The organism is Acinetobacter sp. NEB 394, from assembly GCF_013374795.1.
In the GTDB taxonomy this organism is placed as follows: Bacteria; Pseudomonadota; Gammaproteobacteria; order Pseudomonadales; family Moraxellaceae; genus Acinetobacter; species Acinetobacter johnsonii.
Genome location: NZ_CP055277.1, coordinates 84,888 through 107,939, shown reverse-complemented (window position 1 = coordinate 107,939; position 23,052 = coordinate 84,888). Strand labels below are relative to the sequence as shown.

Below are 23,052 nucleotides of genomic sequence, written 5' to 3'. Positions count from 1 at the left end.
TGACACTTTTGGCTATTAAATTTATGACAATTGATATTGTCAATTATAAAAAAAGCATCTACAGTCGATGTACAAAGATAAAGGACAACCACAATCTCATGAAGAATTTTAAAAATAAAGTCGCGGCAATTACAGGTGCAGGATCGGGTATTGGCCAACAATTGGCACTTTTATTGGCCAAGGCGGGCTGTCATGTGTCATTGAGTGATGTCAATGAGCAAGGTTTGGCGAAAACGGTGGAACTGCTACAAGGCAGCAATGTACGTGTTACCATGAAAAAATTAGACGTCTCAGACCGTTTAGCGATGCAAGCGTGGGCTGAAGAAACCGTACAAAATCATGGTTCTGTGAATATGATTTTTAATAATGCCGGCGTTGCTTTGGGTTCAACCGTAGAAGGTGCATCCTATGAAGAGCTGGAATGGATAGTGGGGATTAATTTCTGGGGTGTGGTCTATGGCACCAAAGAGTTTCTGCCTTATATTAAGAAAACAGGCGATGGGCATATCATCAATATTTCCAGTTTATTTGGTCTGACCGCTCAACCGACTCAATCTGCTTACAATGCTACTAAATTTGCGGTGCGTGGCTTTACCGAGTCATTACGCCAAGAGTTAGATATGGAAAACTCTGGTGTGAGCGCGTTGTGTGTGCATCCGGGTGGGATTCGAACCAATATTGCCAATGCTGCCAAAGTGAATGACAGCTTGCGTAGCATCGGGATGAAACCTGAGAAGTCTGCGCAGACCTTTAATAAATTATTACGCTGTCCGCCCGAAGAAGCGGCACGTCAAATTTTAGAGGCGGTACAAAAAGACAAGCGTCGTTTATTGATTGGTAATGATGCGAAAACGCTAGATTTGATCCAGCGTATTTTACCGACGGGCTATCAAAAAGTGACAGCCTTTGCGACCAAATTAAGCCAGAGAAAATCTTAATATTTTCAGTATAAAAACCCGACTTGGCCTAAGATAAGTCGGGTTTTTATGCTTAATTTTAAAGATTGTCATGATCAAAAATGTGTTCTATCAAATATCCGTTTAGCTTTAAATGAGCGTTTCAATAGTCTTTTTCTTCCAGACCAATTGATAGTACAGTCCTTGCATGATGCATAAGCTGACAAAAGCCAGCGCATAAGCATACCAAATCCCTTGTAGTCCCCACCATTCACTAAATAAGTAGGCACAGGGCACTTCAATCGCAATAATCGCAATGATATTGATGATCATGGGCATGGTGACTGTACCGCTGGCCCGCATAATGGAGGCAAAAATGGCACTGGCACCAAAGAATAAAATGGACCACAGCACAATGAACAACAGCTGTTGCCCTAGCTCAACTACTGCATGGTCAGTGATAAAGAGTGCCATGAGGTATTTGGAGAAAAGATAGGCCAAGACCACCAAGGAACCTGTAATGATGATGTTCATGCCGAGCGCGGTACGTGTGACTTTGGCCAACAACTCAGACTTGCCTGCGCCAATGGCTTGTGCACCAAAAATCGATGCAGCAATGGCAATCGACAGGGCGGGGAATTGAATATAATTCAGAACCTGATTGACCGCACCATAGGCTGCGGTCGCATCGGCCCCATGGCGGTTGACTAGGCCCACAATCACAAGACCCGCAACCGAGGTGGTGATCATTTGAATGCCTGTTGGAACCCCTAAGCGCAGAATGATTTTACTCAGCTGGCGGTCAAAGCGAATATGACGTAGCAGTTGTGCATCGAGTCTGAGTGGGTGCTGTTTATAGTTCAAATAGAAATACAAAAAGGTCAGCACGGAAACAAAGCCTAAAATGGTCGCAATAGCAGGCGCAACAATCCCCAGTTTTGGAAAGCCGAAATAACCCGCAATCAGAACGGGTGTGACACAGAATCCAATTAAGATGGTCATGCCAGAGGCAATCAGTGGTGTCGTGCTGTCTCCGACACCGCGTAAAATTGAGGTATAAATAATATATACAAACAGTAAAGGGCTACCTGCCAACATCCATTGCACATAAGGTAGCGAGAGATGCATAACATCTTCATCGATACCTAAAGCCGATAAAATTGGTCGCGCAAAAATCACCCCTAAAAATGCAATAAAGCTGCCACCAATGAGGGTCATAAAAATAGTGGAGCCGACCACCGCACGGACTTTTTCAATATTCTGTGCGCCCCATGCTTGACCAACCAAGACGGTAGAACCCGCAGATAGTCCAATTACGAAGGCCATTAAGCAAAATAGGATGGGGAAGAACACCGCAACCGCTGCAATCGCCTGCACACCCATCATCTGTCCGACAAAGATGGTATTAATTGTACCCGACAGATTTTGCAGAATATTGGTGGCAATCAAAGGCATCAGGAAAATAAAAAAGGCTTTCCATAGCTTTTGTTGTTGCACCAATGGGGTGTGTGCTGACATAGGTCATCCTGAGGTTATTTTTATTACATTTCTAAGGCTTACCCTAGCATAGTTCGGCGCTGAAAAGCCGATGTATTTCAGTAAGCGAAGCCTGTCTTGTGCATAAGCAAAGCTGAAAAAAATTTATACGCTTTGCAAAATTTCAGCTGCCTGAGCCAAGGTTTGATCGGTCTTGGCAAAGCAAAAACGAATCATGCGTAGTGCTTCTGGCACCTGCTGATAAAACACCGAAACAGGAATGCCAACAATGCCATGCTGCTCTGCCAGAAAGCGGCAAAATTCAACATCGTTTAAATCGGGACGAATGTGGCTGTAGTCGACATTTTGAAAGTAAGTGCCTTGCGAAGGAAGCCATTGAAAGCGTGAACCAGTTAAACCCTCAATAAAACGATCGCGTTTTGCTTGATAAAAGCTCGCTAAGTTTTGAATATGCTCAGGATGTTGCTGCATATAATTGGCCAAAGCCAGTTGTACAGGGGTGACTCCGCAGAAGTTGGCAAACTGATAGATCTGTCGGAACAGTTGCATCAGCGCAGGTGTAGCAACGCAGTAGCCGGTTTTCCAACCGGTCACATGAAAAGTTTTACCAAAGGAACCCACCACTACACTGCGCTCACGCAGTTCAGGAAAAGACAGCGCCGAATAGTGACGTTGACCATCAAATATCAGATGCTCATAGACTTCATCAGACAGGACTAAAATATTGCTGTCGCGAATCAGTTCAATCAGGGTGAGCCAATCTTGCTTGCTCCAAATGGCACCACTCGGGTTATGTGGTGTGTTGATAATGATCAGTTTGGTTTTGGCCGTGATGGCTGATTTGACCTGCTCCCAATCGACCGAAAAATGAGGGGGCTGGAGCGCAATATGAATGGCTTTGCCCCCAACCAAAGCCACACTTGGCGCATAGCTGTCATAACTGGGGTCGAAAATGATAACTTCATCATCCGCATGGACTACGGCTTGAATGGTGGCAAAAAGGCCAATCGTTGCACCTGGGGTGATGGTAATTTCAGTCATCGGGTCGAGCTGAATCTGATCGCGCTGCGCAAATTGCTGCGCCAGTTGCTCGCGTAATAACCAGACCCCATCGCCTGGAGCATACTGATTGAAACCACTTTGAGTGGCCTGTGCTAAAGCATCCAGCAGTTCAGCAGGAGCTTCGAAGTCTGGAAAACCTTGGGATAGATTTAGGGCATTTAAGCGCTGTGCCATGGCAGTCATGGTGCTGAAAATAGTGACGCCTTGTGCAGGCAGTTTAGATGAAGGCAACTGAATCATGAATGCTTAAAAGTGTCTAAATATCAGCCCAAAATAGCATATTCATCCCCTTTTACTTATGCAAATTTTGCATGTAGGGCAGGGGTGAAGCATGCATTTTTGTGGATTGCTTTTATAAGAGCTGTTCAACTGCCGCGCGAATAATCCCCAGTGCTAAGCCAATAAATGCACCGACTACCACACCATTGACCCGAATCATATGCAAGTCGCCACCGACTTCATTTTCGATCTTGTCAATCATCACACTGGAGTCCCATTCGTGAATACGTTCACTGATAAAACGAATGACTTTTTCACTGTATTGGTCACTGAGATTGACCGCAATGCCCCTGAGGCGTTGATTGAGCAAGTCTCTGACGGCTTGATTGGAGATGATGTTTTCCCCGATTTGTTGAATGGATACACGGATGTTGTGAGCAATGCCAGAGTCTGGTTTTTGTAGGTCTTGTTTAATGGCATCACATAAAATGACCACTGCACCGCTAATAAAATTCAGCACTTGTGGGCTATCTAGCAGGGCATCTTTGGTTTGGTTTAAACGCTGGCTGGCTTTACTGTCTGTGTCTGCCAGTTCGAGCATGAGCGCGTGCCCTATCGCTTCAATCTTTTGACGCCACGGATGCTCAGGATCGGCCAACATCGACTCGACTCGTTGAATGAGAGAGTCGATGGTTCTTTGCTGCACATCGATGCCAATCCAACTGGCTCCTTTGGCCAGTTTCCAGACCCCGAGTTCTTTGAACAAGGTTTGGGTCAACTCACGACTTTGTTCAGGGTGTTGGGTCATCCAGTCATGCGCCAAGTCGAGTCCGCGTTGTAATACATCTTGATGGAAATCATTTTCTAGCACTGCACGCAGCATTTCACTGGCCAAATGATTGACCTGAGTGTTACGCACCCACTGCACGCTGTTACTTTGAATAAAGCGTCCGATTTGTTCTTGGCCCACAAACTCAAAGACTTTAGGCACCGTTTGTTGAATAACTTGAGTGACTTGCAGATTGTTTTGTGGGTTGGCGAGCCATTGGCCAACCGCCAAAGACAGGTCGGTACTTTGCAGGCTTTTTTCCACCACTTGTGGAGAAAGAAAATTCTCTTGTACAAAGCGGCCCATAGACTCTGCAATACGGTCTTTGTTACGGGGAATAATTTCGGTGTGATCGCGTAAAAACTTTGGAATTGGCATTTTCCCAAAGGGATTACGGAACAGCACAGTAATGGCATACCAGTCAGCCAAGCCGCCGACCACACCTGCTTCTGCGGATAACATTAAAATATGAATGATCCAAACCTTGTCTGTGGGGACAAACTTGGCAACGACCATCAGCAGCAGCCATGTCACCACTGCCGTGATTAGGGCAATGGTGGCAAAACGTTTGCTGCGTTTCAGACTCGATGGGACGGCTTGAGGCTCATTCATAGGCAGGCTCTATGCTTTATTTGCTGGTCGACGCTGGACTGCTGGGTTCAGGCGGTGGGAGCACTTCACCAGTTGGACTCAAACCATATTTTCCACCCAGCGATTTTAAAATCAGCGTGGCATCAAAGGCATCGCTTGGTGCCGATTTTTGGTCTTTAAAGCATTGAATGCTGTATGACACTTGTACGGGGTCAATGTCGACTACACGTGGTACATCGTAGAACGGGTCAGGCCAAAAGGCTGGATGGCGAGAATAATAACCATATGGATAATAAGGCATTGGGTTTGAATACACCACGGCCTGCCTTGGTGGTTGGTTTTGGTTGCTCGGGTCATTCAGCACTTTAAAGAAGCGATAACCATTTTGCACCGTAGTTTGCGCGGCTTTGACCAAGGTAATTTCTTCAGCCGTGCCATAGCTCATATTTGGACGCGCTTGGAAGCTGATGCGATAAGTCGAAGTGTTTAAAGGCGTATTAGTAAACCGACCTAACTGGTCGAAGGTTAAGGGCTTTGAGGGGGTAGAGGCACAGCCTACTAAACTCAGACCCGTCGCCAGTGCACAGGCGATTAAAATTTTCTTCATGAGATAGACTCCTTAGCACAGAGGGAGAAGCCGAACAGTTAAAAATGGCTGTTGGGCTGAGTCAAAAAATCCAGTTCTTCTTGGCTTGAGTTGCGGCCAAGGACTTGGTTCCGATGCGGATAGCGTCCAAAACGATCGATAATCTCTTTGTGACGCTGTTCAAAATCGAGGTTAATCGGATTGCCTAAGTCTTCGAACAATTTTAAAGCATATTGATGAATAAGTTTCGATTCACTATGCATAAAGGGCATATATAAAAAACTGCGTTGTATGGGTGGCAGCGCTGCATCCAGTTGTAGCGTGATGGCTTCTTGCGCCAAAGCCAAGGCCAAGGCGTCTTGAGCAAAGGCCAAAGAACTGTTGCGATACAGGTTTCTCGACAGTTGGTCGAGCACAATAATTTCAGCCAAACGCCCTTCAGCACTACTGCGCCAAGACCATAGCTCAGCATGCGCCGCTTGTTGATGAATTGTCTTAAATTTTTCTTCGATGAGTTTATCGAACGCATCATTTTGGCTAAACCACCAGTTTTGGTTTTTGGGATCGAACCAAAAATCTAAAATTTCTTGATAATTCATAAAGTTTACAATTCTTTAGCATTTATTCTTCAATACAATCACACTTTTGACATGTCTAATAGCGTAACTTTGTGATAAATATTTTCCGAAAAAATAGAACAGATGGTTTACTTGAAAATAGGACTGGGTGTAATGTGCCGAATTAAAATCACGTTATACTGATATAAACTGATGATTTTATTTTATTCGTCGTTGTAATTGTTTCTTCCAAAAAGTGAGATTGTAATGGGTCAACCCGCATCTAAATCTACAGCTGTGTTACCGACTTGGGTCAATTCATCACTTTTGCAAGGGATGTTACGCGGGATTGAGCGTGAAAGTCTGCGTATGCAAAGTGATGGCTTTTTATCACAAGCCGACCACCCTCAAGCTTTGGGTTCTGCGCTGACCCATCCGCATATTACGACGGATTATTCGGAAGCTTTATTAGAATTTATTACACCGCCCCAGCCCAGCATTACCGAGGCGCTGCATTATTTAAAAGACATTCATAGTGTGGCGCATCGTCATTTGGAACATGGTGAAAAGCTCTGGCCGCTGTCGATGCCATGTATGTTGGATGACAATGACGATAAAATTCGCTTAGCCCAATATGGCAGCTCAAATATCGGGAAGTTCAAGACCTTATACCGTCATGGTTTAGGGGTACGTTATGGTCGTCGTATGCAAACCATTTCAGGTTTACACTATAACTTATCTTTTCCAGATCAACTGTTTGAACAATTACAACAACATGAAACAGATGAGGCACTAAAAGCCTTATCTGCACAAGACTATCGTAGTCACCGCTATTTTGGATTGATCCGCAACTTTATTCGCCTTACGCCGTTGGTCATGTTTTTGGTCGGAGCAAGTCCATCGGTCTGCCAGTGTTTTATGACAGGGCGTGAACATCATCTGTTGCCATTGCTGCGCGGGACCTTGTATTTACCGTATGCGACTGCTTTGCGAATGGGACGTTTTGGTTATCAAAACTCAGCACAAAAGCAGCTCGGTATTCATTACAACAATATCGATGGTTATCTCGAAGGCCTACAAAAGGCAGTCAAAACGGCTTATGCGCCGTTTAGTCGCTTAGGCCTCAATGATGCGCAGGGCGAGCCGATTCAAATTAATGATCATGTCCTGCAAATTGAAAATGAGTACTACAGTTTGGTGCGGCCAAAGCAAGTGCCGCAAGCAGGGGAAACACCATCACAAGCGCTGAGCAATCGTGGTGTCGGTTATGTGGAACTACGTGCGGTGGATGTGAATCCGTATAGCCCAATTGGGATCAATGAAGATACCGCAGGTTTCTTAGAGGTGCTGGCGCTGTATTGCTTACTGCTGGATAGCCCAGATTTATTGGCCGCAGAGCAAGATCAAATCGAGAAAAACCAAGCGGAAGTGGTCAATCGCGGTCGCGCACCGAATGCTGCAATTGCTGTGGGTGAGCAATCGTTTCCAATTGAAGCATGGAGTCAGTCTCATTTAGAGGCGATGCAAGAACTGGTTGTGTTGTTAGATCAGTGCTATGGCACCACACTCTATAGCAAAGCGATGACAGTCATGCAACAGAGAGTCGCTGAAGTTGATGATACTTTGTCGGCGCAGATGATCGAAGATACTCTGGAAGCGGGTGGGACATGGGGCTTTGGTAGCCAAATGGCCGCACAACATGCATCGAGTTATGAGCGTCATCAGTTGAGTGCAGAGACATGGGCTTATTTTGACGATTTAGCCACGCAATCACTGCAACAACAACAGCAATTAGAGCAAGACAGTCAACTGAGTTTTGAACAGTACCTTGCACAATTTAGATAAAAAATTAAGAGGATTGACCATGCAATGGAGTTATCGCTTCGTGAGTGGTGTTTTGGTTTTAGCCAGTATCATCGGAATGGCCTTTGCCTTGTATTTAGAGCATGGCCCGCTACAGTTAAACCCATGTCCACTCTGTGTGTTCCAACGTGTGGGACTGATTGGACTGGGGATTATTTCGCTGATTGCTTTTTTGCATAACCCTGCATCGAATGGTTTTAAACGCTTTTATGCATTTTTAGGCAGCCTCTCGATCTTATGGTCCGCAGGTGTGGCAGCACGTCACGTTTGGTTACAGAGCTTACCACCTGATCAAGTGCCGAGCTGTGGCCCAGGCTTGGATTATTGGTTAGACACGTTGCCGCTGCGTGCTGTGTTTGAGCAAGTTTTAACAGGTTCAGGTGAATGTGCACTGGTAGATTGGACTTTCTTGGGTCAGTCTTTACCTGTGTGGTCTTTGGTGTTTTTTGTGGCACTGGCGTTGATTAGCCTGTGGCAACTGTTGCGTAAATATCCAAGCCACGCGAAGAAAAAATAATAAAGATAAAAAAAGCCAACGTGATGTTGGCTTTTTTATGAGGTGAATGAGGGGGCCTAGGTGAGCGCAATGCCCTCTAAGTCATCCAACCCGATCATATATTCATGCACTTGACCATATTCCGTTTCAGTTGGATTTGGATAGAACCAATTGACGATTTGTTCGGCAACACTGGCATGGGTGTGTAGCTCAAAATGGTTTAAGCCATAGAAAATGGCTTTATGTGAATCGGGGACTTTCAGTTGAAAGCGTGGATTCATATGCTCGCCTAAGGCACTTTTCACACTGACCAAATAATCCCCAATCACATTGAGCGCACGATATTTGCGATGTTCAAACTCAATGGTGCCTGCCACCAAGAAGGTATTGATATGGGAGGGCAATGGAGCTGGCTTACGATTGTCATCAACATGACCAATACGCGCTTCATTATGTTCCCAGTCATCATCCCGCACACTGCCATGACGTAAGTCTAAAATACCGTTGCTGCGAATGTTGATGATATGCCCAATAATTTTGACAAAAGGGAAACGTCCCAATTTGTCCTGCAAATGAAAGCCAAAACGTTCTAAAGCCGCACCATGATGCGGAGAACCAATACAGACCATGTTTTCCACCACATGAATCCAACTTTGCATATTTTGTTTGCCGTAGAACAGCGCACTGCGCGAAACCAGTCCGCCCATACTGTGCCCAATCAGATCAATCGAGCTAATCCGTGGGTTACGGTTGAGTAAATCTTGTAGTGAGTTGGCAAAGCTACGCCCATTGGCTGAAATACGACGACCCGTGTTGTAGTTGAGATATAGCATGGTGTTTTGTGCACGTTGCGTCAGCAGTTTTTCCCCTATACCGCCATAACGCGCCGTGCTCCAGTACAAATGGTTCATGCATAGACCATGAACCATAATCACAACGCGGCCAGATAACTCACCTTGTTGGACAGCGCCATAATGATCATATAGCACCATCGGTAGTGCCACAGGGTTGTGATATTTCAGTAAATAGTCGCCCAAAACACCATTCAGCGCCCCAACTAAATAATGCATGGTTGGGGTTAAGGGTTTGCGATGCAAATTTGGAAATTTTTCAATGATATGACGCAAACTTGGCGCCAATAAATAGCTACCGTAGTTTTGCAAGGTATTGAAGGAAAACTGGTAAATTTTTTCAATTGACCGTGTCGACAGAAACTTCTTGGAACTGGTTTCATTCATCCCAAATATACTGATTAAAATTTCACGCTGAATGGCCTGAATTAAATCGTGGACGACATCGCCTAAGCGGGTTGTCACCAACTGAGCAATCCCTTCAAGCAGGTCGGCTTGGCTGGGAGGAGTACGATCCCATTTACAATAGGTCTCGTGCAGAGGCGTTAAACTTGGCATTTTTTCTACCCTTGTGTTTCTGTGTCCAAAGGGACTTTATTTTTTTCAACGATCACGGTATAAATTCTTAGCACTCTAGCTTATCTAATTCATCTCGAACAACTTTTACAATAGCGATGAATACACAGATGACCTTATTTTTTTGTCTGACAATTTTTATATCCATACAAAATAATACAGTCGGCTGATGCCATCTCTTTTGAGTTTAATAAAAATGATGTAGAAGAGTAAATGTACAGCATGAATATTATTTATTTACATGGCTTTCAAAGCAGTTCTTTATCGATTAAAGGTCAATTGCTGAAACGCTATTGCGAATCTCGTCCACAGTGGCATGTGCATTTGCCAGACTTGAACATGCCGCCACATTTGGCCTTAGAAAAATTGGCCGCCTTGATTCAGGAGTTGGATCAGGTGGTGCTGGTAGGCAGTAGTTTAGGTGGGTTTTATGCGACACAACTGGTCGCGAAGTTGGCAGTGCCGGCTGTGCTGATCAATCCAGCTATGCAACCATGGCATTTGTTCCGAAATCTATTTGGTGCGACTCAACTGCCCTATAGAGTCAATGAAGATTGGACGCTCGATGATGCGCAATTAGATTATTTAGAGCAGATTGAGCTGCCATTTGTGCAAGATGCAGACAAAATTTTAGTGTTATTGCAACAAGGCGATGAAGTTTTGGATTATCGTGAAGCACAGCGCTATTATAATGGCGCTGCGCTCGTGATCTTGGAAACGCAAGGCAATCATGCGATGGAAGATTTCGCAGACAAAATACCGATGGCATTACAGTTTTTATCGGACTGCTTAAAATAAGGAAACAGTACAACGTGTCTCAATATACGGCTCAATCGCTTGAAGTATTATCTGGTTTAGATCCGGTACGTCGTCGTCCCGGCATGTATACCGATACCACACGCCCAAACCATTTGGCGCAAGAGGTTATTGATAATGCAGTCGATGAGGCACTGGCTGGCCATGCCAACAAAATTACCGTCACCGTTTATAAAGATGGTTCGCTCTCAGTCGAAGACAATGGTCGCGGTATGCCTGTCGATATTCACCCCGAATATGGTCAAAGCGGGATCGAAATCATCCTGACCAAACTGCATGCAGGTGGTAAATTCAGTACCGACAACTACCAGTTCTCAGGCGGTTTGCATGGCGTAGGCATTTCCGTGGTAAATGCCTTATCTAGCCGAGTCGAAGTAGAAGTTCAGCGTCAAGGCAACCTTTACCAAATGGCGTTTGAGCAGGGTGAACCGACTGCGCCCTTGGTGGTATTAGAAGGCAAAGCTCCGAAGCGTGCCACAGGGACCACCGTTCACTTTTGGCCTGAAGCCAAATATTTTGATTCACCGAAATTTGCCCTGAAAGCGCTGAAGCACAACTTAAAAGCCAAAGCTGTTTTGGCGGCAGGTTTACAAATCAATTATGTCGACCAAATCAATGACGAAAAAATCGTTTGGCAGTTTGAAAATGGCCTCGTCGATTATTTGATGGATGAAATTGAGGATCGTGAGATTCTGCCTCATCCAGCCTTTGTGGCAACAGGAGATGCTGAGCGTGCCAGTGCCGAATTTGCCATTTGTTGGAATGTCGATGGCGGCGAATTGGTACAAGAAAGCTATGTGAACTTGATTCCAACGGCGCAAGGCGGAACCCATGTGAACGGCCTACGCTCAGGTGTGACCGATGCAATGCGTGAGTTTTGTGAACTGCGTAACTTGCTGCCACGCAATATGAAGCTGTCAGCTGAAGACGTCTGGGATGGTGTGAACTATATTTTGTCGTTGAAGTTCCAAGAGCCACAGTTTTCAGGCCAAACCAAAGAGCGTTTATCTAGCCGTGAAGCGTCGGGTATTGTCCAGAACATTGCTAAAGATGCTTTTGCACTGTGGTTGAACCAAAACTCCGATATTGCCATGCAGTTGGCAGAAATGGCGATCTCGAAAGCAGGTCGTCGTCTGAAAGCTGCGAAAAAAGTTGAACGTAAGAAAATTGTGGCAGGGCCGACTTTACCTGGAAAACTGTCAGACTGCGTTGGGCATACCTTAGAAGAGTCTGAACTGTTCATTGTGGAAGGGGATTCTGCGGGTGGTTCAGCCAAGCAGGCGCGTGATAAAAACTTCCAAGCCATCATGCCTATTCGTGGAAAAATCTTAAATACGTGGGAAGTCTCTTCCGATGAAGTCTTGGCTTCGCAAGAAGTGCATAACATTGCCATTGCAATCGGGGTCGATCCGGGGTCGGATGATTTATCAGAATTACGTTATGGCAAGATCTGTATTTTGGCCGATGCTGACTCAGATGGTCTACATATTGCGACGCTGCTGTGTGCTTTGTTTGTGAAACATTTTCCGATCTTGGTTGAAGAAGGGCATCTCTATGTGGCGATGCCACCGCTGTATCGAATTGATGATGCAAAAGATGTGCACTATGCCTTGGACGATGATGAGCTTGAAAGCATGTTAAAAAAATGCAAAACCAAGAACCCGCAAATTACTCGATTTAAAGGTTTGGGTGAAATGAACGCAAGCCAACTGCGTGAAACCACGCTGGATCCAAACACACGCCGTTTGGTGCAGTTAGATTTGGATGACAGTCATTTTACTGCAGGTTTGTTGGACAAATTACTAGCCAAAAAACGCTCCAGTGACCGAAAAGAATGGTTAGAACAGAAAGGTAATTTGGCCGAACTGGTGGTTTAAGTGTAGGTTGTAGGATAAGTTTATAAAATTGTAGGAATAGTCTATAAATTATGTAGGATAAGCTTATAAAAAAGCTTATAATTTGAACAAGGAAGTTCAGGATGAGCTAGAAAATGAATAGCCCTGCACGCAAAATTCAGAAATCTGCTGTTAAGAACATTGTTCGTTTTCCCTCAATAAAGGCTAATGATGGAAAGACAATTCTTGTTGAATCCATCTTAGAGTCGAAATATTGTCTTCATTTAGAATTTGACACTGAGGTAGAGACATATTTTCCGCAACCTCGAAAATTTGAAGTTTCTGATAATGATGGAGAATTTAATATCTATACACCTGATTTTGAAGTTATTTATACTTCTGGTGTTAGGAAATATGTGGAGGTCAAACCCTCTGAAAATGCTCAAACTGAACACTATCAATTTCTCTTTTCTCGCTTTTCCAATTTCTTGCAGGGTACTAATACAGACTTCTTGATAGTGAGTGAAATTGAAATCTATCAGCAGCCATTACTATCGAACTATGAAAAGCTTTATCAATATAAAAAGCGCCCTTTATTAAAAATGAAGAATCTTCAGCAATGCGCCGAAGATATTAATGATTCGATGCCATTAGCACAGTTAGTGCATAGACTTGGTGATCGAGCACACTTGAGAGAAATATATTCATGGATTGCGCTAGGGTATTTGCGATTTGATATGCGTTCTGAGCCATTGAGTATGAAAACAGAGGTGAAATTCGATGTCTGCTGAGTTATGGGAACAAGGTGTAATCATTGAGTTTAATAAGGGTCTTCCTTGTCATCGTGCTATGGTTCGGTCTGTAGGAAAAGCAGAAGTCGTTTTAGTAGATATTGAGAATGGAGCTGTATCTAGATTGAGTCGAGAAGAACTAGGTACAGTTTACGCTTCAGGGGATATCAAATTTCTTGCGGAATCGCGAGATTTTGGGGATATTAAGTTTATTGATCTTTCAGAAGCTGAACAGCGTGAAACCAATAGAAAATATAAATATATCAAAAGGCTTAAAGAAAATGGCATTAGTAAAATTACTGAGAAAAGTGCCAGAAATACGATAGAGGAAGTCGCTTTAGAATTAGGTGAGAAAGCACCACATTGGCAATCAGTAAGAAGTTGGTACGCTAGTTTTGTCGAGGCAGGTCTAAAGATACAAGGTCTTTATCCTAAGCATCGATTTAAAGGGCATAGAAATCCTAAGATTGATGCTAAAGTTGTTGAAATTATTGAATATTGTGCAAAGCGATATTATACACTCAGCCAGTCGTCAATGGCTTCAGTGGTTCGTAATGTTGAAGCTAAAATTATGTCACACAATTTAGATCATCCTGATGCACCGCTTCAGAAGCCAACATATCATACTGTTCAGAACCGTGTGTTAAGTGGGCTTTACCAAACTAAGAGAAAAGGCCGACATGGTGCTCGAGTTTTGCAGGCGGAGCTTGCTAAAGCATTAAGTGGGATAACTACTACTAGAGTCTTAGAGCGTGTTGAGCTTGATCATACAGAGTTGGATATTCATGTTCTACATGATGACTATAAGACTTTACTTGGCCGACCTAATATCACTGCTTTGATAGATCATTATTCTGGAATGTTACTTGGATTCCAAATTTCTTTTGAAGCACCCTCATATGCCTCAGTTTGTTTGGCTTGTTTGAATGCATTCTTACCGAAAAATGACTTTATGAACGAGTTGAAATTGGACGGTGCTTGGCCTGCCCATGGAATTCCTTCGACGCTTGTAACAGACAATGCTAATGAGTTTTGGGGTAAGAAATTTATTGCAGTTGCGGATGAAATAGGGACAGTTTTTCAGTATTGTCCGATTCGTAAAGGTAACTATAAAAGTCGTATTGAACGTTTTTTCGGTATAGTTAATGCACTGGTACTTGATGATCTGCCTGGCGTGGTTAGAAAAATTGGTAAATCTGGTGATGGCTATGACGCAAGGCAAGAAGCTGCGCTCACATTTTCAGAGTTTAAACGCTATTTTTTGAAGTGGGTGACAGAAGAGTATCACCATACACCTCTAGAAGACTCAGATTTAACACCTTATGAAATTTGGGTTAGCTCGGAGGAGTGCTTTCCAGTGCCAGTAGAAGATAAAATGGAGTTAACTACTATTTTACTAGCTACAGCCACACGTACGCTGAATAAAAGTGGTATCGAAATTTTTTCGATGAACTATGACTCAAGTCTTCTTAAAGATTTATATAGAAGAGATGGGCCTGGGGAAGTAACTGTAAAGTACAATCCTTTTGATATTGGTTATATCTTGGTGCTAGATAAGATTAACAAGGTCTATTTAAAAGTAGATTGCCTGAAATATTCTTATGCTTCCAATCTTTCTGAGTTTGAACATAATAAGATTCGAGCTGCTGCAAGAGCTGCTCGACAATCAAAATTTGATAACCTGAATCTCCAAAAAGCCAAAATTCAACTTGCTAAAGAGCGTGAAGAATATCATGCAAGAAATGTTCGAAGAAGTAAGCAAGTAACAACATCTAAAGCCGCAAGATCTGATAAAACAGGTGTCCCTAATATCAGCCTTGTGGTGGACAATTCACATCGTACGATGAAAGTTGATTTTGAAGATGATGGGGATAATCTCAGCTTAAATGGATGGAGTATGGGCTAATGAAAACTACTTTCGAGGATCGTCCATTCATTAAAAGTCCATTTCTTACAAAAATGGTGAATCTATTTGATTCTTTGCGCAATAAAAAGAAAAAATATGGTGTTGCTTCTTGCATGTTGGTAACTGGAGAATCTGGAAGTGGGAAATCTGAGTTAGCAAAATATTATGCAAAGAATAATCCAAAAATAGAGCAAGTGGAGCGGACACATATCCCTGTTTTACATTACGAATTAAGATCAGTTTCTACACCAGAAGAATTCCTAAGATCGTTGTTAGTAACTATTGGCGATCCACAGTGTGGACGAGGTGCGAGAAACAAAGGTGAACTTTATGAGCGATTGATTACGTTGCTTAAGGTGGTTGGCATAGAGTTGCTGATCCTTGATGAAATTCAGGTGATCATTGAACGTCGTAGTGCAAAGGTTGTCACAGGAATTGCAGACTTATTTAAAGACCTAATCAATGATACAGAGATACCTATTATTTTTATGGGAATGCCTTGGAGTAGATATCTCGTTGAATCAAATCAGCAATTAGCACGTCGGATATCATACCGATATACCATTCCACCTTTTAGGATCAGCAGTAACGAGGATCGTGATGATTATAGAAGGCTCTTGATGTGCTTATCAGAGGCATATGGACTTTCTAAAAAGATTAAATTGGAAGAAATGACAATGTCGCTAAGGTGTTTTAGTGCAACGAGTGGAAATCTAGCAGCTACGGCTAATCTTGTTCGTGATGCTAGGATGATGTCTGAAATGGAAGACATGAAAGTAGATAAGGATTTGTTTGCTGAGGTTCTTAGCAGTTATGGTATTGATGAGCGAAATAATGCTTTTTTACTGCCGATTGACAAGTTGGTGTTGAGAGAACTCATCGTTCATTCAGACTGGCATTTTGGGTATAGGGCAAATAAAAATGCGATTATAGATGCTGAATATGTTGAGTTTGGCGTATCAAAAGGCAATAAAGTGTTTTGTTTGGCAGTATAAATGATAAATTGTTTCAAGGTGAGGCATTGTGTTACTTGATCGATCGCGACCAAATGATCAGCAAACATTTGATGATTACTTGAATGATTTAGGAAAGAAAAATGGTTTCTCCGATATCCAAGCCTTCAAAAAATTTCTAATAAATTCTTCTAAAAAGTGGTATTACACCTATTCTGTTAACAACCTTGATAGATATAGGGTTATTTCTGGGCTTTTTCTTGAGCTTGGTATTGATCAAATAGAAGTTTCAGATGTTATGCAGTTACAATGTTTTAAGTGCCTTAATCGATATCCAGAAGTTTGGACATGGGGTGAGATAGCTAAATATCCATGTGTAGGGCCAGAAGCTTATACTAGTAAAACATTTGAGCCATTACAGCAAGCATTTAAAACTAAAAATAAAGTGGAATATTGTGGTTTGATAAAATGCTCTATGAGTAAGCTCGGACTAAGTACTTCACTACTGCCAGATGGGTTTTATTTTGCGGATATGGCTTCAAAAGAAAAAATGATGAAAATCTATCCTCAAATAATTAAGGAAAGAAATAGCTTTCCATAGATAGACTGATAGCATTAAGATTTTAGTGATTATAGGATACTTTTCTATCGATTGTGAGATCATTGAGATGCTTCTCGCCAGACCTAGAATCGAACCAAATGAATGCTTAGTTAGTTATTTGATTCGAATATCAGAGAAAAATGGCTTTAAGCACATAGGTCATTTGCTGCGTCACGCTGGTTTGGCTTGGAAAAATAATCGTGTACCAGTTCATCAGATTTTAACTGGTGAGTTTGATCTTAATGTGTATTTATTGCAGCTTGGATTAACAAATTGTTCCTCTAAAATTGAGCCAATATTTCATTCTTTTCAACACGTCATTGATACCCCCTATCTACTTGTTAAATATCCGAAGGTATGTCCAGATTGTATCGAAGAATGTAAGCGTCCGCTAAACACACCTTATGAATTCGTCCTATAAGCCTTAATTTAGTCCTCACTTAAAAACAAGTGGGAACTTAAATTTATGACTACAAATAACCAGACATCCATCGCATCTCTTACGATAAAACGAAGAACATATAGTGCTGAATTTAAACAGCAGATCGTTCAGGCGTGTAAAGCATCGGAGGTTTCAATTGCTTCGGTCGCTTTGCAACATGGATTGAATACAAATCTTGTATCCAAATGGATTCGCTTAATTGATGCTAAGCCAGGGAATGATCGCTCACTACTACCGAATAAACCTGCATTTATTGCCTTATCTTGCTCCGCACCATTAGATCCTATCCCTACTGGCATGTTAACGGTTCAAATTACTTTACCCCACTCAAAAGCAGAAATTGGCTTGAAATGGCAAGTATCAGAAATATCTGCTTTAGCAGAATTACTCAAGGCACTTACAACATGATCCGTATCGATGAAATCTGGTTGTCTACCCAGCCCATGGACATGCGTGCAGGAATGGATACGGCCATGGCTCAGGTGGTGAGAGCCTTTGGCTACATCAAACCGCATTGTGCTTACCTGTTCTGTAATAAACGTGGCCATCGCATGAAAGTGCTGGTACATGATGGACTGGGGATCTGGCTGTGTGCCCGGCGGTTGGAACAGGGAAAATTTCACTGGGCTAAAGTTCACCAGGGTGAAAGCGTAGCCCTCAGCCCAGAACAGTTACAGGCACTGATCCAGGGTTTGCCTTGGCAGCGCATTGGACGACAGCAAGTGGTCACAATGCTCTAAACTAGCTTGGTCCATTCTGCTATTCTCCAAACGTTCTATTTCATTCTCTTCATGACCTCAGGCATACTGCGGTCATGAATACACTGCCTGATTTAAGCCAACTGACCCATGAACAACTGCTGGAATTTACCCGGCAGTTGGCAATGCAGCATCAGTCTTTGGCACAATCAAATCAAGAATTAGAAAAATCAAACCAGCAATTGGATGCCAAAGTTCAACATCTTTCCATTCTCAATCAAAAATACGAGCATGAGCTCGCACTATTTAAACAGCACAAATTTGGCAGTAAAAACGAACATCTCACCGCAAAACAAATCCATCTGTGGGATGAAGCGGTCGAAGAAGATATTGCCGCTGTTGATCTGGAACTGGAACGGCTGAATGCAGATAAAACTGATGCAGCGACACACAAAGCCACAGTCAACAAACCTAAACGTCGACTGCTGCCCGATCATCTACACACCATCCGTATCGAGCATGAACCAACATCAACCCAATGTGCTTGTGGCTGCACCTTGCGTCGTATCGGCGAAGATATCAGTGAAAAACTACATTTCAGACCGGCACAGTTCTATAAGGAACAGCATGTGCGTGGCAAATGGGTCTGTGATCAGTGTGACACCCTGACTCAGCAAGCGATGCCCGCCTATGTGATTGATAAAGGTATTGCCAGTCCTGAACTGCTTAGCCATGTGTTGGTCTCGAAATACGCAGATCATTTACCGCTGTACCGTCAACGTCTGATCTATCAGCGGGCGGGAATCGAGCTTTCTAGATCAACTTTATCTGACTGGATAGGTCGCTGCGGTGTAGAACTGGAACCTCTGGCCAATGCTTTAAAAGAGGTGGTGCTGCAACAGCGGGTGATCCATGCTGATGAAACGCCGGTCACCATCATGCGGATGAGTGATGATGAGAAAAAACCGAAGAAAGGTTATGTCTGGGCCTATGCAACAACCCAATATAATCCAATTCAAGCCGTGATTTATGACTTTCAGGATAGTCGTTCAGGCCAGCATGCTGAAGCGTTCCTGAAAGACTGGCAGGGCCATCTGGTCTGTGATGATTACAGTGGTTATAAAGCACGCTTTAAATCAGGCCAAGTCATTGAGGTGGGCTGCATGGCGCATGCTCGTCGTAAATTCCATGAACTGCATGTGACCAAGAAAAGTCAGGTCGCTGAACAGGCCTTAGTGCTGATTCAGAAACTGTATGCCATAGAAGCAGAACTCAGGAGAAAGACCGATGGTACAGCAGAACAGCGCCGCGAATACCGACAACAGCATAGTCAACCGGTGATGCAACAACTGTATGAATGGCTCAACCAGCATCAACTGACGGTGCCATCGAGTTCTCCAACCGCCAAGGCCATCAATTACACTCTGAAGCGTTGGCCAGCTTTAAGCCGCTATCTGGATGATGGCAATCTACCGATTTGCAATAATTGGGTGGAAAACCAGGTGCGGCCTTGGGCGTTGGGACGTAAGAACTGGTTATTTGCAGGTTCGCTGCGTAGTGGTCAGCGAGCGGCAAACATCATGACTTTAATCCAGTCAGCAAAGCTGAATGGGCTGGATCCGTATGCCTATTTAAGTGATGTGCTGAAAAGATTGCCGACCCATAAAGTGACCCAAATAGAAGAATTGCTACCACACCGCTGGAAATCCAACTCAAATTAAAAAATAGACATGGGGTTCAGCGGACGCTTACCGAAGAATTTGGGTTTTGTAGATTTGAATGGAGCTTATTGCCATACCTTGCATGTGTTCGACATGGAAAATTATTGATAGATATGCATTCTGGTACTGGCAAACGACTAAATTGGTATCGTAGGTATTTAAATAAGTTTGATGATACTGATGTTATCAACTCATTAAGTGATGTTGTTCCGTTTGAGGCAATCAAACTCAGTCAATATATTGAAGCACTGTTACAAGGAGGAAATGGAATTTCTTGTCCTGAAATTCTACAAGGCTTGGAGCTCCGAGAATCTCTTAGCTTAATTCATTTTATTGTTCATTATAGATCAAGGTTATTGGGTGGTTCGTTTCAACCTCTTTCGATAACGAATGGTGAGCTTGTTCAACATTATCAGTACGTATGGGCAATGTTTGAGAATTGGCCAGATGCTTACTACAAGTTTCTCAATCAATATCTTGAGCATCCGATGAGTAATAAAGGAGTCGGTGGCCTAAATAAACATTTTAGGGATTTATATGAGTCTCTACATCGTCAGAGTGAAAACAAGGGAATTGCTCGGATAAAAGTTGAATTTGACCATTACATAGAGAATTATTGGCCTAGTGTCTTAGAGTCGAAGCGTATAACACGCATCCAGTTAACTACCCGAGAACGAAATGTTGTTTCCAAAAAGGAAGCTGCCAAAATTCTTAATTGTCATCCAGATAGAGTAGATAAATTAGTACAACAACAAAAGCTTACACCTCGTGTTTTTGAAGGGAAAAAGCACTATTCCCGTGAACAGGTTGAGGGTCTTGCAATGCAAATATCCTCAAATTGGACGATGGATGAGGCTTGTGAGGCGTTACAGCTCACAAGATATCAGCTAAAGCAGTTGTTAGATGCTGGTATATTACATACGCTTCAGCGCCCAGATACGTTCAACCGAGATTGGATCATTGATAAAGTACAATGCCAACAGCTGATAGTGAGTTTGTGCCAGAAAGCACGGAAGAAGACGCCACCTTCGGGAGCACTATCAATGACAAGTATGCAGCGCAGAGGTTACTCAATAGTTCGATTAGTTCTAGCTATGCAAGCCGGTCAGATCGAATTTGGGTATTCCCATGATGTTGAGCATCCTTTAAGTTGTAAGCAATTTACGGATTTTACTTTAAATAACTATTAATTTATTAGCCAAAGAAAGAGGCCATTATTGATTTCTTATCAACCCTCTTATTTTCTTTACTCTAGAAATTTGGGTCTTAATGATCCAAAAAATTTATTGACTTGATCTAATCTGATAAAAGGTGTTTGAGAGATATAGATTTACAATCTATATCTCTCATAATTTTACAAGAAGCTCTTAGACCTTCTTGTAATAAATCACATCGTAAATCCTTCTCTATTATTTGCACCAAATAATAAGGCCATCTCTCATTACAAAATGGCTTCTACATCCCACTTTGCGCCAGATGGATGGGGTTAGTGTAATGGTACTATTATGGTGTACTTTCCACTTCCAACGAGGTCTTTCTTCGGGCAAAAGGTTTAATTGGATTTTTGCTCCGCAGCTACATGGACATTCAAAGACTGCTAGCCACTCATTCCCTTTAATACCGATGATGTAAACGGTATGAGAATGTAGTGGAGAGGGAATTTCTGCATCATCATTTAAGATTAATGCTTTATAACGTGGTACTGACGAATGAGATTCATCAATATTAGATGTTTCTGTTGAAATATCCTTGAGCTGTCTATTATTAAAGAAAAAATGCCATATTTGTCGATGGTAAATACACAGTATTACTAATATTCCTATTAGGAATATTAGTAAAATCAGGCTTAACGATTTAGGCATGTTGGAATTCCGGAGCTGAATCTTCAAGGAATAGAGGTGTATCACCTCGACCTGCATATTTTGCTAGGTAAGGGCAAAATTCTCCATCGGATTCACACATATGGTCATTCTCTCGAAAATCAAAAGTGCGCCTTGCACTATCAGCATTACTAACTCGTCTAAAGCCTGGATATAACCTTGCAATTAATTCATTGGCAGCCATCGAAGCAATCATCATATTGAATGTGATTACAGCAGGACGTTCAACATGGACATTACGCATGTAACCCTCATGTCTTTGCCCTTCATATACGGCAGGATTCCTTCTAGCCATACCCTCATCTCCGACAAGCTGAAGTGATACCATTCCTCGACCAATCAAACTTGATTTATCTGGTTGTAGGTAATGGACACTCCCACAAGAACATGAAACGCCACCAAGACCATCAGCATCAAGACGTATGCCTAAGTCAAAATATGGAATGGAATAAAAAACTGCTAAGCGATTTAAGTAATAACGTCCTTCGACACTATCCATACAACCAAATAGCACATCACATTCTGTAATTTGACGCATAACCTCAAGATTTATTAGGTTTTTAGAAATGGGTTCAACAACAGTTCCTAAACCCATAGATTCAATAGCTTCTGCTAGGACATCGACTTTGAAACGTTCATCAACTGTGTCTTGATAGGTGGTATTGAGGATTCGATTAAGATTCTTTTCTTTAACTACATCTGGATCAATAAGCTTAAGATTTCCTATACCTAATCTTGCTAGCTGTTCAATTAATGGGCTTCCTGTACCAGAGCATCCGACTACCGCTACTGATAGTTTACGCAATCGTGCATAGGTTTCTTCACCAAAAAATTGACCATTCTTTTCTTCAAAAGCTTGAGGCGCAGTTTTTTGATTTTCAGTATCATTATGCCAAAAAAGTAAATCATCTCCAGCGACAGAAATAGTATTTACGGTATGCCATCCACCTTGTCGGTCCACAACTCTGGCAAGAATCCTGCCATCTGGCAGCATAATGGCACTCATATGAGGAAATCCATCATCTAGCCATGCATATACAGATGAAAAGAGTCTTCGATCCGAAATATCATCAGTCTTACTGAATCTATCAAAACCATTGGGATGACTATGTATCTTTAATACAGCCATTCCTTTCTTTTCAGCTTCAGGAAGTATTGAGTCAAGGATGTCAGTTTTCCATGTAACCTGATCTTCTGTACGAATGCAGTCTTCGTATGGAAGTGCGATGATTTGGTTAATCATCAAAATATGAGAATTTTCCCCATGGTAACGACCGCATAAAGCTAATGCTACAGCTTCTTTACCATCTCCTGGAAATAGGTGTTCTTGGAGGGCAGCATATTGCTGCCCCGTCATACGAAGTTTGTATTTCATATGACACCCTT

Annotated in this window: 21 protein-coding genes; 13 read left to right on the top strand and 8 right to left on the bottom strand. The window is 42.7% G+C overall.

All coding sequences use genetic code 11. The features are described 5' to 3' along the window. Window positions 1-98: 98 nt before the first annotated feature. Window positions 99-938, top strand: a complete 840-nt coding sequence (locus HUK62_RS00485; RefSeq protein ID WP_176536802.1) for an SDR family NAD(P)-dependent oxidoreductase — start codon at window positions 99-101, stop codon at window positions 936-938. 108 nt (window positions 939-1,046) lie between these two features. Here the strand turns inward: HUK62_RS00485 and HUK62_RS00480 are convergent, their stop codons facing one another. From HUK62_RS00480 to HUK62_RS00460, 5 genes are all read right to left on the bottom strand, one after another. Continuing rightward, window positions 1,047-2,414, bottom strand: coding sequence for an MATE family efflux transporter (locus tag HUK62_RS00480; protein ID WP_176536801.1), 1,368 nt, complete (start codon window positions 2,412-2,414; stop codon window positions 1,047-1,049). Window positions 2,415-2,537: 123 nt separating this feature from the next. After that, the gene (locus HUK62_RS00475; RefSeq protein WP_176536800.1) at window positions 2,538-3,695 is read right to left on the bottom strand and encodes a methionine aminotransferase; all 1,158 of its coding nucleotides are present in this window, start codon (window positions 3,693-3,695) and stop codon (window positions 2,538-2,540) included. Window positions 3,696-3,807: 112 nt separating this feature from the next. Then, entirely contained in the window at window positions 3,808-5,115 is a 1,308-nt protein-coding gene (locus HUK62_RS00470) for a DUF445 domain-containing protein (RefSeq protein WP_176536799.1), read from the bottom strand. A gap of 16 nt (window positions 5,116-5,131) precedes the next feature. Then, window positions 5,132-5,701, bottom strand: a complete 570-nt coding sequence (locus HUK62_RS00465) for a hypothetical protein (RefSeq protein ID WP_058870540.1) — start codon at window positions 5,699-5,701, stop codon at window positions 5,132-5,134. A 38-nt stretch (window positions 5,702-5,739) separates the two neighbouring features. After that, window positions 5,740-6,279 (bottom strand): DUF924 family protein, encoded by a 540-nt coding sequence (locus HUK62_RS00460; protein WP_176536798.1) that lies wholly within the window; start codon window positions 6,277-6,279, stop codon window positions 5,740-5,742. Window positions 6,280-6,504: 225 nt separating this feature from the next. Between HUK62_RS00460 and gshA the strand changes: the two genes are divergently transcribed. Further along, entirely contained in the window at window positions 6,505-8,082 is a 1,578-nt protein-coding gene (gene gshA / locus HUK62_RS00455; protein ID WP_176536797.1) for a glutamate--cysteine ligase, read from the top strand. A 19-nt stretch (window positions 8,083-8,101) separates the two neighbouring features. Further along, window positions 8,102-8,617, top strand: a complete 516-nt coding sequence (locus HUK62_RS00450) for a disulfide bond formation protein B (protein ID WP_058870537.1) — start codon at window positions 8,102-8,104, stop codon at window positions 8,615-8,617. 56 nt (window positions 8,618-8,673) lie between these two features. On the opposite strand, the gene HUK62_RS00445 is transcribed toward HUK62_RS00450, so the two are convergent. Then, on the bottom strand, window positions 8,674-10,005 hold the full coding sequence (locus tag HUK62_RS00445) for a hypothetical protein (protein WP_176536796.1): 1,332 nt from the start codon (window positions 10,003-10,005) through the stop codon (window positions 8,674-8,676). A 240-nt stretch (window positions 10,006-10,245) separates the two neighbouring features. On the opposite strand from HUK62_RS00445, the gene HUK62_RS00440 reads away from it, so the two are divergent. The 10 genes from HUK62_RS00440 (at window position 10,246) to HUK62_RS00390 (ending at window position 20,976) form a co-directional block, all read left to right on the top strand. Continuing rightward, a complete protein-coding gene (locus HUK62_RS00440; protein WP_176536795.1) occupies window positions 10,246-10,821 on the top strand; it encodes a YqiA/YcfP family alpha/beta fold hydrolase in 576 nt (191 codons plus the stop codon). A 14-nt stretch (window positions 10,822-10,835) separates the two neighbouring features. Further along, window positions 10,836-12,716, top strand: coding sequence for a DNA topoisomerase IV subunit B (parE, locus tag HUK62_RS00435; protein WP_087011927.1), 1,881 nt, complete (start codon window positions 10,836-10,838; stop codon window positions 12,714-12,716). Between the two features lie 113 nt (window positions 12,717-12,829). Beyond that, the gene (locus HUK62_RS00430; protein ID WP_176536794.1) at window positions 12,830-13,465 is read left to right on the top strand and encodes a TnsA endonuclease N-terminal domain-containing protein; all 636 of its coding nucleotides are present in this window, start codon (window positions 12,830-12,832) and stop codon (window positions 13,463-13,465) included. Continuing rightward, entirely contained in the window at window positions 13,455-15,371 is a 1,917-nt protein-coding gene (locus tag HUK62_RS00425; protein WP_176536793.1) for a Mu transposase C-terminal domain-containing protein, read from the top strand. The genes HUK62_RS00430 and HUK62_RS00425 overlap by 11 nt, the downstream gene beginning before the upstream one ends. Continuing rightward, window positions 15,371-16,366 (top strand): TniB family NTP-binding protein, encoded by a 996-nt coding sequence (locus tag HUK62_RS00420; RefSeq protein ID WP_176536792.1) that lies wholly within the window; start codon window positions 15,371-15,373, stop codon window positions 16,364-16,366. Before HUK62_RS00425 ends, HUK62_RS00420 begins: the two co-directional genes overlap by 1 nt. Before the next feature lie 28 nt (window positions 16,367-16,394). After that, window positions 16,395-16,925: a hypothetical protein gene (locus tag HUK62_RS00415; RefSeq protein ID WP_176536791.1), complete on the top strand. Its 531-nt coding sequence runs from the start codon at window positions 16,395-16,397 to the stop codon at window positions 16,923-16,925. 466 nt (window positions 16,926-17,391) lie between these two features. Continuing rightward, window positions 17,392-17,775, top strand: coding sequence for a transposase (locus HUK62_RS00405; RefSeq protein WP_043974824.1), 384 nt, complete (start codon window positions 17,392-17,394; stop codon window positions 17,773-17,775). After that, window positions 17,772-18,107 carry an IS66 family insertion sequence element accessory protein TnpB gene (gene tnpB, locus HUK62_RS00400; RefSeq protein ID WP_004642106.1) on the top strand — a complete coding sequence of 112 codons (336 nt, stop codon included), beginning with the start codon at window positions 17,772-17,774 and terminating at the stop codon, window positions 18,105-18,107. The genes HUK62_RS00405 and tnpB overlap by 4 nt, the downstream gene beginning before the upstream one ends. Before the next feature lie 74 nt (window positions 18,108-18,181). Further along, window positions 18,182-19,786 carry an IS66 family transposase gene (locus HUK62_RS00395; protein ID WP_176536789.1) on the top strand — a complete coding sequence of 535 codons (1,605 nt, stop codon included), beginning with the start codon at window positions 18,182-18,184 and terminating at the stop codon, window positions 19,784-19,786. 104 nt (window positions 19,787-19,890) lie between these two features. Further along, entirely contained in the window at window positions 19,891-20,976 is a 1,086-nt protein-coding gene (locus HUK62_RS00390) for a hypothetical protein (protein WP_176536788.1), read from the top strand. Window positions 20,977-21,195: 219 nt separating this feature from the next. Here HUK62_RS00390 and HUK62_RS00385 read toward each other — a convergent pair whose 3' ends face one another. Further along, the gene (locus HUK62_RS00385) at window positions 21,196-21,648 is read right to left on the bottom strand and encodes a DUF6527 family protein (protein ID WP_176536787.1); all 453 of its coding nucleotides are present in this window, start codon (window positions 21,646-21,648) and stop codon (window positions 21,196-21,198) included. Beyond that, complete coding sequence (locus tag HUK62_RS00380; protein ID WP_034699303.1) at window positions 21,641-23,041, bottom strand: ThiF family adenylyltransferase; 1,401 nt, start codon at window positions 23,039-23,041, stop codon at window positions 21,641-21,643. Before HUK62_RS00380 ends, HUK62_RS00385 begins: the two co-directional genes overlap by 8 nt. Window positions 23,042-23,052 lie beyond the last annotated feature (11 nt).

Bases quoted from the DNA above. Each gene is read 5' to 3' on its own strand.
- HUK62_RS00380 (WP_034699303.1), bottom strand. From the start codon at position 23,041: ATGAAATACAAACTTCGTATGACGGGGCAGCAATATGCTGCCCTCCAA.
- gshA (WP_176536797.1), top strand. From the start codon at position 6,505: ATGGGTCAACCCGCATCTAAATCTACAGCTGTGTTACCGACTTGGGTC.
- HUK62_RS00425 (WP_176536793.1), top strand. From the start codon at position 13,455: ATGTCTGCTGAGTTATGGGAACAAGGTGTAATCATTGAGTTTAATAAG.
- HUK62_RS00475 (WP_176536800.1), bottom strand. From the start codon at position 3,695: ATGATTCAGTTGCCTTCATCTAAACTGCCTGCACAAGGCGTCACTATT.
- HUK62_RS00465 (WP_058870540.1), bottom strand. From the start codon at position 5,701: ATGAAGAAAATTTTAATCGCCTGTGCACTGGCGACGGGTCTGAGTTTA.
- HUK62_RS00470 (WP_176536799.1), bottom strand. From the start codon at position 5,115: ATGAATGAGCCTCAAGCCGTCCCATCGAGTCTGAAACGCAGCAAACGT.
- HUK62_RS00395 (WP_176536789.1), top strand. From the start codon at position 18,182: ATGAATACACTGCCTGATTTAAGCCAACTGACCCATGAACAACTGCTG.
- tnpB (WP_004642106.1), top strand. From the start codon at position 17,772: ATGATCCGTATCGATGAAATCTGGTTGTCTACCCAGCCCATGGACATG.
- HUK62_RS00485 (WP_176536802.1), top strand. From the start codon at position 99: ATGAAGAATTTTAAAAATAAAGTCGCGGCAATTACAGGTGCAGGATCG.
- HUK62_RS00430 (WP_176536794.1), top strand. From the start codon at position 12,830: ATGAATAGCCCTGCACGCAAAATTCAGAAATCTGCTGTTAAGAACATT.
- HUK62_RS00385 (WP_176536787.1), bottom strand. From the start codon at position 21,648: ATGCCTAAATCGTTAAGCCTGATTTTACTAATATTCCTAATAGGAATA.
- HUK62_RS00480 (WP_176536801.1), bottom strand. From the start codon at position 2,414: ATGTCAGCACACACCCCATTGGTGCAACAACAAAAGCTATGGAAAGCC.
- HUK62_RS00420 (WP_176536792.1), top strand. From the start codon at position 15,371: ATGAAAACTACTTTCGAGGATCGTCCATTCATTAAAAGTCCATTTCTT.
- HUK62_RS00460 (WP_176536798.1), bottom strand. From the start codon at position 6,279: ATGAATTATCAAGAAATTTTAGATTTTTGGTTCGATCCCAAAAACCAA.
- HUK62_RS00445 (WP_176536796.1), bottom strand. From the start codon at position 10,005: ATGCCAAGTTTAACGCCTCTGCACGAGACCTATTGTAAATGGGATCGT.
- HUK62_RS00405 (WP_043974824.1), top strand. From the start codon at position 17,392: ATGACTACAAATAACCAGACATCCATCGCATCTCTTACGATAAAACGA.
- HUK62_RS00440 (WP_176536795.1), top strand. From the start codon at position 10,246: ATGAATATTATTTATTTACATGGCTTTCAAAGCAGTTCTTTATCGATT.
- HUK62_RS00450 (WP_058870537.1), top strand. From the start codon at position 8,102: ATGCAATGGAGTTATCGCTTCGTGAGTGGTGTTTTGGTTTTAGCCAGT.